Annotated in this window: 20 protein-coding genes; 11 read left to right on the top strand and 9 right to left on the bottom strand. The window is 71.7% G+C overall.

The genetic code is table 11. From position 1 onward, the window contains the following. Window positions 1-30 precede the first annotated feature (30 nt). The 3 genes from ACDF64_RS09150 to ACDF64_RS09140 are packed head-to-tail and all read right to left on the bottom strand — an operon-like array spanning window position 31 to window position 1,598. A complete protein-coding gene (locus ACDF64_RS09150; RefSeq protein ID WP_394550609.1) occupies window positions 31-414 on the bottom strand; it encodes a type II toxin-antitoxin system death-on-curing family toxin in 384 nt (127 codons plus the stop codon). Continuing rightward, a complete protein-coding gene (locus ACDF64_RS09145) occupies window positions 411-614 on the bottom strand; it encodes a type II toxin-antitoxin system VapB family antitoxin (RefSeq protein WP_394550607.1) in 204 nt (67 codons plus the stop codon). Before ACDF64_RS09145 ends, ACDF64_RS09150 begins: the two co-directional genes overlap by 4 nt. Window positions 615-653: 39 nt before the next feature. Further along, a complete protein-coding gene (locus ACDF64_RS09140; protein WP_394550605.1) occupies window positions 654-1,598 on the bottom strand; it encodes an FAD-dependent oxidoreductase in 945 nt (314 codons plus the stop codon). A gap of 82 nt (window positions 1,599-1,680) precedes the next feature. Between ACDF64_RS09140 and ACDF64_RS09135 the strand changes: the two genes are divergently transcribed. From ACDF64_RS09135 to ACDF64_RS09125, 3 genes are all read left to right on the top strand, one after another. After that, window positions 1,681-2,247 carry an XRE family transcriptional regulator gene (locus ACDF64_RS09135; protein ID WP_394550603.1) on the top strand — a complete coding sequence of 189 codons (567 nt, stop codon included), beginning with the start codon at window positions 1,681-1,683 and terminating at the stop codon, window positions 2,245-2,247. Window positions 2,248-2,318: 71 nt separating this feature from the next. Next, window positions 2,319-2,981 carry a DUF6998 domain-containing protein gene (locus tag ACDF64_RS09130; protein ID WP_394550602.1) on the top strand — a complete coding sequence of 221 codons (663 nt, stop codon included), beginning with the start codon at window positions 2,319-2,321 and terminating at the stop codon, window positions 2,979-2,981. Beyond that, window positions 2,978-3,874 carry an NAD(P)H-binding protein gene (locus tag ACDF64_RS09125; RefSeq protein WP_394550600.1) on the top strand — a complete coding sequence of 299 codons (897 nt, stop codon included), beginning with the start codon at window positions 2,978-2,980 and terminating at the stop codon, window positions 3,872-3,874. The genes ACDF64_RS09130 and ACDF64_RS09125 overlap by 4 nt, the downstream gene beginning before the upstream one ends. A gap of 29 nt (window positions 3,875-3,903) precedes the next feature. Here the strand turns inward: ACDF64_RS09125 and ACDF64_RS09120 are convergent, their stop codons facing one another. After that, window positions 3,904-4,482 (bottom strand): TetR/AcrR family transcriptional regulator, encoded by a 579-nt coding sequence (locus ACDF64_RS09120; RefSeq protein ID WP_394550598.1) that lies wholly within the window; start codon window positions 4,480-4,482, stop codon window positions 3,904-3,906. A gap of 60 nt (window positions 4,483-4,542) precedes the next feature. Between ACDF64_RS09120 and ACDF64_RS09115 the strand changes: the two genes are divergently transcribed. Then, window positions 4,543-5,115, top strand: coding sequence for a dihydrofolate reductase family protein (locus ACDF64_RS09115; protein WP_394550596.1), 573 nt, complete (start codon window positions 4,543-4,545; stop codon window positions 5,113-5,115). A gap of 51 nt (window positions 5,116-5,166) precedes the next feature. Here the strand turns inward: ACDF64_RS09115 and ACDF64_RS09110 are convergent, their stop codons facing one another. Beyond that, complete coding sequence (locus ACDF64_RS09110; protein WP_394550594.1) at window positions 5,167-6,120, bottom strand: LysR family transcriptional regulator; 954 nt, start codon at window positions 6,118-6,120, stop codon at window positions 5,167-5,169. 72 nt (window positions 6,121-6,192) lie between these two features. Between ACDF64_RS09110 and ACDF64_RS09105 the strand changes: the two genes are divergently transcribed. Continuing rightward, the gene (locus ACDF64_RS09105) at window positions 6,193-7,164 is read left to right on the top strand and encodes an EamA family transporter (RefSeq protein WP_394550592.1); all 972 of its coding nucleotides are present in this window, start codon (window positions 6,193-6,195) and stop codon (window positions 7,162-7,164) included. A 20-nt stretch (window positions 7,165-7,184) separates the two neighbouring features. On the opposite strand, the gene ACDF64_RS09100 is transcribed toward ACDF64_RS09105, so the two are convergent. Together ACDF64_RS09100 and ACDF64_RS09095 are read right to left on the bottom strand one after the other, a co-directional pair. Next, entirely contained in the window at window positions 7,185-7,985 is an 801-nt protein-coding gene (locus ACDF64_RS09100) for an SDR family NAD(P)-dependent oxidoreductase (RefSeq protein ID WP_394550590.1), read from the bottom strand. Window positions 7,986-8,061: 76 nt separating this feature from the next. Then, window positions 8,062-8,748 carry a TetR/AcrR family transcriptional regulator gene (locus ACDF64_RS09095; protein WP_394550589.1) on the bottom strand — a complete coding sequence of 229 codons (687 nt, stop codon included), beginning with the start codon at window positions 8,746-8,748 and terminating at the stop codon, window positions 8,062-8,064. An 84-nt stretch (window positions 8,749-8,832) separates the two neighbouring features. Here ACDF64_RS09095 and ACDF64_RS09090 point away from each other — a divergent pair, with 84 nt between their 5' ends. Continuing rightward, window positions 8,833-9,579, top strand: a complete 747-nt coding sequence (locus tag ACDF64_RS09090; RefSeq protein ID WP_394550587.1) for a DUF4386 domain-containing protein — start codon at window positions 8,833-8,835, stop codon at window positions 9,577-9,579. Between the two features lie 38 nt (window positions 9,580-9,617). After that, a complete protein-coding gene (locus ACDF64_RS09085; protein ID WP_394550586.1) occupies window positions 9,618-10,289 on the top strand; it encodes an HD domain-containing protein in 672 nt (223 codons plus the stop codon). Window positions 10,290-10,340: 51 nt separating this feature from the next. On the opposite strand, the gene ACDF64_RS09080 is transcribed toward ACDF64_RS09085, so the two are convergent. Together ACDF64_RS09080 and ACDF64_RS09075 are read right to left on the bottom strand one after the other, a co-directional pair. Further along, window positions 10,341-10,583, bottom strand: coding sequence for a zinc-ribbon domain-containing protein (locus ACDF64_RS09080; protein ID WP_394550584.1), 243 nt, complete (start codon window positions 10,581-10,583; stop codon window positions 10,341-10,343). A gap of 95 nt (window positions 10,584-10,678) precedes the next feature. After that, on the bottom strand, window positions 10,679-11,029 hold the full coding sequence (locus ACDF64_RS09075) for a metallopeptidase family protein (RefSeq protein WP_394550583.1): 351 nt from the start codon (window positions 11,027-11,029) through the stop codon (window positions 10,679-10,681). 72 nt (window positions 11,030-11,101) lie between these two features. Between ACDF64_RS09075 and ACDF64_RS09070 the strand changes: the two genes are divergently transcribed. The 4 genes from ACDF64_RS09070 to ACDF64_RS09055 all read left to right on the top strand — a co-directional run bounded on the left by ACDF64_RS09070 (window position 11,102) and on the right by ACDF64_RS09055 (window position 13,467). Next, window positions 11,102-11,677: a helix-turn-helix domain-containing protein gene (locus ACDF64_RS09070; protein WP_394550582.1), complete on the top strand. Its 576-nt coding sequence runs from the start codon at window positions 11,102-11,104 to the stop codon at window positions 11,675-11,677. Then, the gene (locus ACDF64_RS09065; protein ID WP_394550580.1) at window positions 11,674-12,246 is read left to right on the top strand and encodes a DUF6036 family nucleotidyltransferase; all 573 of its coding nucleotides are present in this window, start codon (window positions 11,674-11,676) and stop codon (window positions 12,244-12,246) included. Before ACDF64_RS09070 ends, ACDF64_RS09065 begins: the two co-directional genes overlap by 4 nt. A 36-nt stretch (window positions 12,247-12,282) precedes the next feature. Further along, window positions 12,283-12,939 carry a CatA-like O-acetyltransferase gene (locus ACDF64_RS09060; RefSeq protein WP_394550578.1) on the top strand — a complete coding sequence of 219 codons (657 nt, stop codon included), beginning with the start codon at window positions 12,283-12,285 and terminating at the stop codon, window positions 12,937-12,939. 87 nt (window positions 12,940-13,026) lie between these two features. After that, window positions 13,027-13,467 carry a VOC family protein gene (locus ACDF64_RS09055; RefSeq protein WP_394550576.1) on the top strand — a complete coding sequence of 147 codons (441 nt, stop codon included), beginning with the start codon at window positions 13,027-13,029 and terminating at the stop codon, window positions 13,465-13,467.

Genomic DNA, 13,467 nt, shown 5'->3' with positions numbered 1-13,467 from the left:
GCCCGAGTCATCAAAGCCCCAGGTCGGGCGCTACTCGAGCGGATGCATCCGCTCCCGCACCCACGCCGCGACGCCGTCCACGTCGACCTCGCCCGCGGCCACCGAGCGCAGGAATCGATCGGCCGCGCGCACGTCATCGACGACCAGGTCGGCCCCGTTGAGCTCGAAGAAGGCGGTCGTGACGAGCCACGCCAGCCGCTTGTTCCCGTCGGCGAGCGCGTGGTTGCGCATCACCGAGAGGAGCAGCACGGCGGCCTTCTCGTCGAGGGTCGGATGCACCTCCTCGCCGAAGACCGGCATGGGCGCCGCAAGCGCGGAGAGGAGCAGATTGCGACCGCGCGTGCCGTCCTTGTAATGGAACCCCTCCTCGTCGAGGAGGGCTTCCACGTCCTCGGGATCGAGGTAGTCCGTCACCGCGAGAGCAGGTCGAGCAGTTCGGCATCGCGAGCACGGACGCGGTCGAACGCCGCCCGCGTCCGAGCGGACTTGTCGGCGCGAGCCGCGAGCTCGTCGAGCGCGAACTCGACGACCTCGGTCTTCGACCGCCCGAGACGGGCAGCGAGTTCGGCGAGCAGGCGGTCGTGCTCGTCGTCGAGGCGCAACGTCATGGCCATGGATGCTCCTTCCGCCGACGGCAAGCCTACCGGCTGGTATCACGCTGATACCACCTGCGCCGCAAGCTGTTCGATGTCGTCGTCGACGAGGTCGGCGTTGATCGCGCCCGCCACGAGGGAGCCGAGACCGAGCGAGACCGACACATTGGCGCGCACGTTCACGACATTGCCGACCGCCCACACGCCCGGCACGGAGGTACGCCCGTCGCCGTCGACGTCGACCCAGTCGCCGAGGTCGCTCGCGGTCGTCGACGCGCCGAGCGATCGGAGCAGCCCATCGCGCGGCCGCATGGTAGGGCCGGTGAACACGACCCCCACTTCGATGACCCGGCCGTCGACCTCGACGCCCGTCAGCCGGTCACCATCGACGCGAAGCCCGGTGACGGCGCCGGACTCGATGCGGATTCCGCGGCGCACGAGGCGGTCGCGATCGTCACCGGATGCCTTGCCGACGACGTTCTCGAAGTAGACGACGCGCTCCGACCACTGCCGCAGCAGCTGCGCCTGGTGGATGCTGCCCGGCGAGGTCGCCACGACGCCGATGACGTCGTCGCGGTGCTCCCACCCGTCGCAGTACGGGCAGACGACGACCCCGCTCCCCCACTGCTCGCGGAACCCGGGGAGGTCGGGCAGCACGTCCTCGAGCCCGGTCGCGACCAGGAGCCGACGCGTTCGGATGGCTCCCTCAGTCGTGTCGACCTCGATGGTGTCGTCGACGATGCGCGCCGAGGAGACCTCGCCGCGGAGCATCCGCACCCCGTACCCGGCTGCCTCGGCGCGGCCGCGATCGAGCAGAGCGAGCGGCGACAGGCCGTCGTGACCGAGCACGCCGTGCATGTGCGCGGCGGTGCGGTTCCGCGGCTCGCCCGAATCGATGACGACGACCCGCCGACGGGCGCGCCCGAGGGAGAGCGCCGCACTGAGGCCCGCGGGGCCGCCGCCGACGATCACCACATCCGTGGGCTCCTGTACGTGGTCTTCCATGCGTCCATGCTGGTGTCGGGCGGATGAATCGGCAATGCTTGTTGCCGTATCAGCAACTGGCGAACGGCAACACGGAGAGATCATGGAGCACCGCGACGAGTTGGCCGGCATCGGCGATCGCCTGCGAGCCATCCGCGAGTCCCGGGGCCTGACCCTGCGGGCCGTCAGCGACGCCAGCGGGATCTCGACGAGCACGCTGTCGCGACTCGAGTCGGGCGCACGACGGGCACAGCTCGACCTGCTGCTCCCGCTCGCGCGGCTCTACCGGCTGCCGCTCGACGACCTCGTGGGCGCACCGGCGCTCGGCGACCCGCGCATCCACCCGCGGCCGCGGCTGAAGAACGGGGTCGTGACGGTGCCGCTCTCGGGAGGGTCCGGGTCGTGGGAGGCGTTCAAGCAGGTGCATCCGCCGACGCCCGACCAGCCGATCCGCCAGTACGTGCACCCCGGCTGGGACTGGATCTACGTGATCTCCGGTCGGATGCGACTCCTGCTCGGCGACGACGACCTCATCGTCGAGGCGGGTGAGGCCGCCGAGTTCGACACCCGCGTGCCGCACGGGTTCGCCAACCCCGGCCCCGACCTGCTCGAAGTGCTCTGCCTGTTCAACCCGCAAGGCGCGAAGGTGCACACCCGCGCCTCGGCGTGAGCGCCGTCACGCCTCGACCAGGTGCGTCGGGGCACGATGTCGGTGTCCGACCTGACGGCTACATTCTGTGTATGCCCGTAACCCCGACCGAACTCGCCGGCCGCTACGACGTCACGCCGAAGCACGTGCGAGACGTGCTCCGGGCGCACTACGGCACACTGCAAACGGGATCGACTCGATGGGATCTGACCGACGAGCAGGTGGCGGTCGTCGAACGTGAGCTCGTCGGCGAGTCCGGCCGTCCGCTGCGGGGAGCGACGACGCCGGATCTCCTGGGCCAGTACGCGGACATCCTTGCGGAGCTTCGTGCGCGAGGCGTCGTGCGCACCAGCAATGCCCCATTGGGCGACTACGCCGAGTACGTCGCACTCGAGGTCTACGGTGGCGAACTCGCTGCGAACTCGGCGAAGTCCTACGACCTCAAGACCACCGATGGTCGCCTCATCCAGGTGAAGGCGCGCACCTGGGCTCCGTCGACGAGCCCCAGTGCGGTGTTCTCCGTGTTCCGTTCGTTCGATTTCGACATCGCCACGCTCATCGTGCTCGATGCCAGAACGTACCGACTGCGATGGGCGCGGGAGATGACACCTGAGGCGATCAAGTCCGCGGCACGATGGTCGCCCCACGTCAATGGCTTCCTGTTGCGCATGTCGATCGCTGAACGCGAGGGTGCGGACGTCACTGAGCGGTTCGCCCCGGTCGTCGGCACGCTTCCCATGGCATCCGACTCGTGAGCCAACTCCCCCGCACAGCGATCACCGGCGGCACCGGCTTCGTCGGGCGACACCTGGTTGAACGGCTCGGGCCCGAGGCATCCGTCGTCATCTCCCGCCGCACCGGCGTCGACACCGGTGACGTCGAGGCGCTCGCGCGGGCGTTCGAGGGATGCGAGGTCGTGGCGCACCTCGCGGGGATCAATCGCGAGATCGGCGACCAGACCTACCAGCGCGTGCACATCGAGGGCACCGCGAACATGATCGAGGCGGCGAAGCGCGCCGGGGTGCGCAAGGTGATCCTGCTGAGCTTCCTGCGCGCGAGACCCGACTGCGGGTCGCCGTACCACGAGTCGAAATGGGCGGCCGAGCAACTCGTGCGCGATTCCGGGCTCGACTACACGATCCTCAAGGCCGGCATGATCTACGGCCGCGGCGACCACCTCATCGACCACCTCAGCCACACCGTGCAGACCCTGCCCGTGTTCGCGACGGTCGGCTTCCGCGAGCGGCCGATCCGGCCCATCCCGATCGACGACTTCACCGACATCCTCACGGCTGCGATCGACGGGCGGATGCCTCGCGAGACCGTCGCCGTCGTGGGCGCCGAGCAGCTGCTGCTGTCGAAGGCGGTGCGGCGCGTGGCATCCGTCGTCGGCCGTCGCGTGATGGTCGTGCCGTGGCCGGTGTGGGCGCAGTACGCGCTCGCGCAGGTCACCGAGTGGACCATGAAGGTGCCGCTCGTCGCGAAGGCCCAGGTGCGGATGCTCGCCGAGGGCGTGACCGAGGCCGCGCCGCCCGCGACATCCGTGCCCGACGACCTGCGACCGCGGCGGATGTTCACGGCCGGGCAGATCCGCAAGAGCCTGCCGGAGCCCGGCGGGTTCGGATGGAAGGACCTGCGGATCGGCTGACGCCGCCCGAGGCCGCGTGGGCGCCGGGGTCAGTCGCTCGCGGGCACGACCGCCGCGACGACCTGGTCGACGACGGCCGCGACGCGCTCGGCGCCGAGGAGGTCGGGCATCGTCAGGTGCTCCAGCAGCAGCCCGGTCATCGCGAGGTACAGCACCAGCACGGTCGACCGATCGCCCGGGAACCCCCCGTCGACGTGGTCCGAGGTCGCCCCGGCGAGGTTCCCCGCGAAGTGCTTGGTCACCGCGGGCGCGAGCCGCGGGTTCCGCGTCGCCTCGAGTCGCAGTTCGAACAGCGCGAGGTGGGCGGCGCGATCCGCCATCGCGCGTTCGACGAGCCAGTGCATGAGGTCGCGTTCGGTCTCGCGGGTGCGGCCCGCGGCCATGCGCGCGGCGGCCTCGTCGGGGTCGGGCGCGAGCCGCTCGAACACGTGCGCGGCGAGTTCGTCGACGAGTTGGTCGCGGGTCGCGAAGTAGTTCGACGCGGTCCCGGCGGGCACACCCGCCTCGCGGTCGACCGCCCCGAACGTGAGCCCGCGGCTCCCCTGCGCGGCGAGCACCTCGACCGAGGCATCCAACAGCTGTCGCCGTCGCTCGGCGTTCCGAACCATGCGCGCTCCCTCTCTCGGGCCTCTTGACGCCGTAACCACTATAGCTATAGTGGTTGATCGATGCGAACCCTCACCTACTACATCTCCCTCTCGATCGACGGCTTCATCGCCGGCCCGAACGACGAGGTCGATTTCTTCGCCGGCTCCGAGGACTACTTCCTGTGGATGGTCGGCGACTACGGCGACGCACTCCCCACGGCGGCGCGCACGCAGTTCGGCATTGCGGATGCCCCGCTCACGCGTTTCGACACCGTCGTCATGGGCCGGCGCACCTACGACCCCGCGCTCGAACTCGGCATCACCTCGCCGTACGCGCACCTGCGCCAGGTCGTCGTCTCCCGCAGCCTCGAGCAGCCCGACCCGGCGGTCGAGATCGTGTCGCATGACCCGCTCGAAGCCGTCCGCGCACTCAAGGCCGAGGAATCCGGCCTCGGCATCTATCTCGCGGGCGGCGGTCGGCTCGCGGGTCAGCTCCTCGACGAGATCGACGAACTCGTCATCAAGCGCTACCCGGTCGTCGCGGGTGCCGGCCTGCCCGCCTTCGGGCCCGACTTCTCGCCGACGGCGTTCGCGCTCGCCGACGTGCGCTCGTTCAGCGGCGGCAACGTCGTGGAGTGGTACACGCGCGCCTGACCCGCGTGAGCCGGCACACCGCCGCGCGGCACGGCATTCCGGCCGCCGGGCCTACGCGGGCGGGCGCTCAGGCGTGCGCTCCCCCGAGACCGCGCGCACCGCGTCGAGCACCGCCTGCAGCGCGGGCGAGTCGGCCTGGCTGCGCCGGTGCACCGCCGCGATGTCACGGGTCGACGCCGGGCGCACCGTCGGGATCGCGACGAGCTCCGGATGCAGCGGCGGCCGGCCCATGCGCGGCACGAGCGCGACCCCGAGGCCCGCCCGCACGAGCTCGAGGTGGTTCTCGAACTCCATCGACTCGTGCACGATGCGCGGCGCGTTAGAGACGCCGTCGAACAGGCGGCGCAGCCACTGCCGGCAGATCGTCGAGTCGAAGGTCGCGATCCACCCCTCGCCGGCGAGGTCGCCAGGGGACAGCTCGGCGCGGCCGGCGAGCGGATGGTCCCGCCGCACGATCACGTCCGCGACATCCGTGAACAGGGGCGTCTCGACCAGGTGCTCGGGCATCGCGAGGGCCACGCCGCCCCAGCGGTGCACGATGCCGAGGTCGCGCTGGCCGGATGCCACGAGCGCGACGGTCTCCCACGGCTCGCTCTCGCGCAGCGGCACGCGCAGGTCGGGGTGCTCGGCGCGCAGGCGCGCGAGCACGTCGGTGAGGATGCCCCGCACGGCGGTGGAGAACGCGCCGATGCGAACCTCCCCGGTGACCCGGCGGCCGGCGACCGCATCGCGCCCGGCGGCACCGCCGGCGAGGTGCAGGTCGGCCTCGATCCGCTCGAGGTCGGCGAGCACGGTCGCCGACGACGTCACGAGCTGACGCCCGGCATCCGTCAGCACGACGCCGCGGCCCGCCCGTTCGAGCAGTGCGACGCGCGTGCCGCGCTCGAGGCGCTTGATCTGCTGCGACACCGCCGACGGCGTGAAGCCGAGCGCGTCGGCCGCCGCCGCAACGCTGCCGTTCGTGGCCACCGCGCGCAGGGCGACCACGGCTTCGAGATCGATCATGCAGCGATGCTACCGAATCATGCACAGAAATGATCGCTGGTGTTTCCGGATGCCTCGGGCGAACGTAGACCCATGACGAGACGCGACATGCTGCTGGCCGCCGCCGTGGCGACACTCTGGGGCTTCAACTTCGTCGTGATCGACTGGGGTATGGCGGGCATCCCGCCGCTCTTCTTCGTCGCGGTGCGCTTCGCCGTCGTCGCGCTCGCCGCGGTCGTCGTGCCGCGCCCGCTCGCGAGTTGGAGGACCGTCGTCGGCGTCGGGCTGTTCATGAGCCTCGGCCAGTTCGCCCTGCTCTACACGTCGATCGCGCTGGGGCTGCAGCCGGGTATCGCCGCCCTGCTGCTCCAGGCGCAGGTCGTGCTCACGATCGTGGTCGCGGCGCTCGCGCTGCGCGAGCGGCCGAACCGCATGCAGACGATCGGGGTGCTCGTCGGCACCGTCGGCCTGGGCGTCGTCGCGCTCGGTCGCGGCGGCGACGCGCCCGCACTCGCGGTCGTGCTCTGCCTGCTCGCCGCGCTCTCGTGGGCGATCGGCAACGTCATCTCGCGCAAGGCCGGCCCCGTCGCACCCGCGAAGCGCCTCGGCGCGCTGTCGCTGACGGTGTGGTCGTCGCTCGTCGTGCCACTGCCGGCGCTCGGCCTGTCGGCGCTCATCGAAGGGCCGGATGCGATCGCCGCCGGCATCGCGGCGTTCGGCTGGCGTCCGATCCTCTCGACGCTCTACACGGCGGGCCTGTGCACCCTCGTCGGCTACGCGATCTTCAACGCGCTGCTCGCGCGCAACCGCTCGGCGTCGGTCGTGCCCTGGGTGCTGCTCGCACCCGTGGTGGCGATGGCGTCCGCCGCGCTGTTGCTCGGCCAGATCCCGAACCTGTGGGAGACCTTCGGCGGACTCGTGCTCGTCGCCGGCGTGTTCCTCGCGAACACGCCGGCGCGGCGGGCGGCTCGGTCTTCGGCGGGGCAGGATTCGGCGGCCCGGGATTCGGTGTCGACCGCGCCCGCGGCGGCGGGCGCACCGCGCACGAACCACCGGGGCGCGTGAGCCACCCGCGCTCGAATGCCTCAGTCGACGAGCGCGCCGGCCGTCAGGTTCGCGATCGCGCCGGTCATCGAGCGGGCGCGATCGGATGCCGCGAACGCGAGGTACTCCGCGACCTCGTCGAGCACGGGCAGCCGGCCGAGCATGGTGGTGCCGACCAGGCCGTCGAGCCAGTCGTCCATCGGGATGCCGCCGGCGTCGGCGATGCGGCCGAACATGTCGGCCGTGTACGACGTGGCGAGCGCGTCCGACATCGCGTGCGGCCGCACGCAGACCACGCGCACGCCGTCGGGGCCGAGTTCGCCGGCGAGTGCGCGCGAGAACCCCTCGAGCCCGGCCGACTGGGCGGCGTTGCCGATGAGGCCGCGGCCAGTGAGGCGCGCGCCCGGCGTCGAGATCGTGAGGATCACGCCGCTGCGCTGCGCGATCATGTGCCGCGACACGGCCTTCGCCGTCACGAAGTTCGTCTGCAGGTACCCGGCGACCGGGTACAGGTAGTCCTCGAGCGACGTCCCGGCGATCGGCAGGCCCTGCACGTGGTCGAAGCCCACGGCGTTCAGCGCGATGTCGATACGGCCCGCGACCGCCACGACCTCCTCGAGGTGCCGCTCGACGGCCGCCTCGTCCATCGCGTCGACGACCGTCGCGGTCACCTCGGCGCCCTCGGCCCTCGCCGCGGCGGCGGCGGCCTCGAGTCGCGGCAGGCTCCGGCCGGCCAGGAACAGCCTCGCGCCCTCGCGGGCGAACACCCGCGCCGCGGCCGCTCCGATCGATCCCCCTCCGCCGTGGATCACGGCGACCTTGTCCTCCAGCAGCATGCCCATTCCCCCTCATTCGAATTGTGCAACTTTAGAGTTGCACAATTGACGAGGTATTGCAACCGGTAGGTTGCATTCGCATTCAGCGCGAACGCGCCGCCGCCGCGAACCCGTCGAGCAGCCGTTCGAGCCCCCACCGGAACTGCTCGGTACCGACGTACGCCGCCATCACGTCGGCGACACCCGCCGTGCGCGGGAAGACCTCGGCCGGCACCGACCCGAACGCCGTACGACGGCCGGCGATGCGGTCGGCCTCGCTCGGCAACGGCTCGGCCGGGTCGACCTCGGCCGCCTCGAGCGCGACGGACCCGAGCACGTGCACGATGATCGCGTACGACGCACGCGCGGCCTCGTCGGGCGCGAGCCCGCCGTCGGCGAGTGCGCCGAGCAGCGCCTCGCCGAGCGCGAGCGAATTCGGTCCGTCGATCGGCGCCGACATGAACAGCAGCGCCGACCCCGGGTGGGCGAGCAGTCGAGTCCGGATGTCGAGCGCGACCGCGACGATGCGCTCGCGCCACGGGACCTCCGTCGCCTCGAGGATGCGGGTGTCGTGCTCGCCGACGATCCGGTCGACGACCGCCCGCAGCAGCGCCGACTTGTCGGGGAAGTACGTGTAGACGGCGTTCGGGGCGACGCCCATGCGCCCGGCGACGCGGCGGATCGAGAGCGCGTCGGGCCCGTGCTCGTCGAGCAGGCCGAGGGCCAGGTCGGCGACCTGGCCTGATGTGAAGGCCCGCTCGGGGCCGGGACGACGGGGCTCCTGGGCCATTCGGCACCTCCCTCTTGACAGATCACTGTACACCGTACAGGCTCACTCCCGACAACCTTGGACACTGTACAGAAACGAGCGATCATGCGCCCCACCACCCTCACCGGACTCCTCCTCATCGCGAGCGCGATCATCGTCAACACCGCGTTCGCCGTGCTCGGCGCCGTGTTCGACTACCCCGATGTGCTCCAGCACGCTCCCGCCGACGTGCTCGCGCGGTTCGCCGAGCAGCCCGTGCTCATCGGCGGCACGTTCGCGCTCCTCGCGCTCGGCGCGGCCATGCTCGCGCCCGTCGCCGTCCGGCTGTCGCGACACTTCCCCGCCGGGCGCGTCGGCACCGCCGCGGCGATCGTCGGCATGGCCGCCTCGGCGGTGCAGGTCGTCGGGCTCCTGCGTTGGCCGCTCATCGTTCCGTGGATCGCGGCCGCCGTGCCCGGGGCATCCACCGGCGACCGCGAGACCCTCTCCGCGACGTTCACCACGCTCCATGCCGTGCTCGGCACCGTCATCGGCGAGACGCTCGGCTACCTGCTCACGGCGGCCTGGACCGTGCTCGCCGTCATCGCGCTCCGCCGGGCGGGCGCCATGGCCCGGACGCTGGCCGTGATCGGCCTCGCGTCGGCCGGCCTCATCCTCGCCGGCCTGCTCGTGCCGTTCGACGTGCCTCTGGCCGACCAGGCCAACTTCATCGGATACGTCCTGTGGAGCGGATGGCTCGTCGCCGTCGGCGTGCTCACGATCCTGCGCGGGCGCGCGGCCGGGTCGCATGCCGCGCCGTCGCGGGTCGCGGGTCGCGGCATGCCCGCGCCTGCGCACCTGCCCCGCGCCTAGACTCGGTGCCCGTGCGACGGCGAGCGAGGGAGGCAGGCATGGCGGGACGAGGCATCCGCACTGACCGCGACCTCGGCGCCGCCCTGCTCCGCATCGCGCGCGATGAGGATGTCCCGTCCCGCGCGCTCCGCGAGGAGGGCCTCGTCGACGCCGTCCCCGAGCTCGCTGCACTCGCCGACACCCCGCAGGACCCGCAGTGGCACCCCGAGGGCGACGTGCTCGTGCACTCGCTGTGGGCGGCCGACCTCGCCGCCGCGCACGCCGACGCCCACCCAAACGCCGGGCGCGTCCGCACCGCCGGCGACCAGGACCTCGACCCGGATCGCCACGCCCGGCTCGTGCTCGCCGCACTGTTCCACGACCTCGGCAAGCCCGGCACCACGCGGCGGAAGGACGGACGCATCATCTCGTACGGCCACGCCGAACGCGGCGCCGAGCTGATCCGCTCGCTCGGGCGCCGACTCGACCTGCCGCAGCCGCTCGTGCGCGCCGTCGCCGTGATCGCCGAGACGCACATGGCGCACGTCTCGGTGCCGGGCGAGCCGTCCGCGAAGGCGGTGCGGAGGCTGCGGGATCGGCTCGAGGCATCCGGGACCTCGCTCGACGACTGGGCCGTGGTCGTCCGGTGCGACGGCGAGGCGCGCGGTGCGGCCGCGCGGCCGGATGCCTCGCTGCCGTGGACGCGCGTCGCGCGGCGGCTCACCCGCTGACCGACGGCCCGCCGATCGGCTCGGACGAGGGCGGCCGGACCGCTGATCGACTCAGGCGCGAGCCCGCGCCGCGGCCTCCTTCGCGAACTCGCGACTGACCTCGGTGATCCAGCCGCAGTGCTCGCAGACGACGACGCAGCGGCGCGAGAACGTGAACAGCGGGAGGAAGAAGATCCAGAGCCGGCTGCCCGACTCGACGATGTGCTGCGCCGCCTCCTCGTGGCAGTGATCGCAGTGGAACCGCACCACCGCGAGCTCCCGCTCGCGGTGGAACACGCCGATGAACAGGAACATGTGCCGATGCTACGTCCGCGGTGCGGCACGCGTGCCGGGTGCGAGGCAGCCGGCGGCGGGGCCTGCGATCCATCCGACGAGCGGTCCGGCGCAGGCTACGCCCAGCCGAGCTCGCGGAGCCTCGCGTCGTCGAGCCCGAAGTAGTGGCCGATCTCGTGCACGAGCGTGACGTGCACGCGTGCCCGCAGCGCGTCGAGGTCGGCGCTGTGCGCCTCGAGGTTGTTCTTGTAGAGCGTGATGCGATCGGGCAGTTCGCCGAACCCGTAGACCCCGCGGGTGGTCAGCGGATGTCCCCGGTACAGCCCGAACAGGCGCGGCCGCTCCCCCGGCGGCTGGTTCTCGAACGAGATCGCGACGTTCTCGATGCCGCGCACCATCTCGTCGGGGAGCGCCTCGAACACCTCGGAGACCAGCCGCTCGAAGTCGTCGTCGGAGAGTTCGAGCATGTCCCATTCTCTCCCTCCCGCGAGCGCAGGAGGCGGGCTAGTATTAGATGAACCGAATGAATCGAGGTATTCATGACCGCCGGGAGCCTCATCCGCGCCGCTCGAAAGAGCCGCAAGCTGACGCAGCGCGCGCTCGGCCGACGCGCGCAGCTCTCGCAGCCGCACCTCTCGCTCATCGAACGCGGCCATCAGAACCCGTCGTTCGACGCCGTCGAACGCGCCCTTCGTGCCGCCGGCCATCGACTCGTGTCGGTGCCGACCGTTCGCGACGACACAGCGGCGATCGCCGCGGACATCCGGATCGCCGTTGCCGACGGGCGCGACGACCTGGCGCTTCGCCGCTTCATCCAGCTCAACGACAACCTCCGCGCGGAGCGCGGTGCGGCCCGCTTCGCGCTCGCGATCTCGCCGCCGGAGCCGACCGGCAGTCGTCAGTGGGATGCCGCGCTCGCTGCGGTCGTCGCCCACCACCTCGGCGCCGAGCGACTGCCGCTGCCCGACTGGACCGACACCCCGGAGCGCGCCCTCCGCCGCCCGTGGGTGCTCGGCGAAGGCCCGTACACCCTCACTCCCCCGCCCGATCGCGTGCCCCCGGAGTTCGCGAAGCGTCGCGTGCTCGTCGACGAGGACACGCTGGCGAGCGCATGACCAGGTTCGATCGCGACGGGCTCGTACTCGGCCTGCGCCAACTCGTGGCGAAGCTCGGCGAGACCGGCGACCGCACCGGCATCCGGATCATCGGCGGCGCCGCCCTGGCGCTCAGGTACTTCGACCGGGAATCCACGGTCGACATCGACGCTCGCCCGATCGGCGATCCCGAGCGGGTGCTCGCCGCCGGACGAGAGATCGCTGCGGCGAACGGATGGCCCGCCGACTGGCTCAACAACCAGGCCGCCGGCTTCATCCCGGAGTACGGGCGTCGAGTCGCGACGTGGGAGACGCTGTACGACGACGGTCGGGTCGCGATCCAGGTCGCCTCGGCCGAGGCGATGCTCGTGATGAAGCTGCGGGCGAACCGTCCGGGCCGCGACGACGTCGACATCGCCAAGCTCATGGCGATCTGCGATGTCCGCACGATCGAGGACGCCGAGGAGCTGTACGAGGACTTCTATCCGGCGGACCTGCTGCCCGATCGGGCCGTGCGCATGCTCACTCGAATCCTCGAGGTCGGCCTGCCGGAGCGCCCGGAGCAACCTCCGCCGCCCGACATCGCCTGAGACCACCACCCCATCCACTTCCCGACGGGATCGCCCATGACCACCCCCGAACCCATCGACCTCGCCACGTGGCCGCGCCGCGAGACGTACGAGTACTACCGGCACCGCGTTCCGTGCACGTACGCGATCACCGTCGAGCTCGACGTGACCGCATTCGTCGCCGCGTTGGCGCGGTCGCCGCGCAAGACCTACCCGGCGCAGGTCTGGGCGATCGCGAACGTCGTCAACCGGCACGCCGAGTTCCGGATGACCCTCGCCGACGACGGCGCGCCCGCGACGTGGCCGGTCGTGGACCCGGCGTTCACCGTCTTCCAGCCCGAGCGCGAGACGTTCGCGGCGGTCTGGGTGCCGTACGACGCCGACTTCGGGCGGTTCCACGACGCGGCCGTCGAGGTGCTCGCGACCGCGTCGCGCGCGACCGGGATGTTCCCGCAGGGCGACCTCCCCGCGAGCACGTTCGACATCTCGAGCCTCCCGTGGGCGAGCTTCACCGGGTTCACGCTGCAGATCGACGGGGGCACGAGCCACTTCGCACCGATCTTCACGCTCGGCCGGTACCTCGAACGCGACGGCCGCACCCTGCTGCCGCTCGCGGTGCAGATCCACCACGCGTCGGCCGACGGATTCCACACCACACGGCTCGTCCGCGAGCTCGAAGCGCTCCTCGCCGACCCCTCGTGGCTCGACGACTGACGCCGCTCCATCGAGGCCGCTGCGGGCGCGGCAGCCGGTGCGCCGCAGCCGGTGCGGTGGTCGCCGGGCGGCCGTAGGGTCGTCCGCATGACCATCCAGCGCATGGACAACGTCGCGATCGTCGTCGACGACCTCGACGCGGCGATCGCCTTCTTCACGGCCCTCGGGCTGGACTTCGAGGATCGCGCGCTCATCGAGGGCGAGTTCGCCGACCAGACGGTCGGACTCGACGGCATCCGGAGCGAGATCGCGATGATGCGCACGCCGGACGGCCACGGGCGGCTCGAGCTGACCAGGTACCTGCGGCCCGAGGCATCCTCGCCCTCGCCGGCGGTGCCGCCGCCGAACACGCTGGGGCTGCACCGCATCATGTTCGCGGTCGACGACCTCGACGCCACGCTCGAACGCCTGCGTCCCCTCGGCGGCGAACCGCTGCGCGACGTCGCGAACTACGAGGACGTGTACCGCCTCTGCTACCTCCGCGGGCCCGCGGGCATCATCGTCGCGCTCGCCGAACGGATCGGGTGA

Origin of the sequence: Agromyces sp. MMS24-JH15, assembly GCF_043518605.1 — a bacterium.
In the GTDB taxonomy this organism is placed as follows: Bacteria; Actinomycetota; Actinomycetes; order Actinomycetales; family Microbacteriaceae; genus Agromyces.
This window is presented reverse-complemented; position numbering and strand designations above follow the sequence as displayed.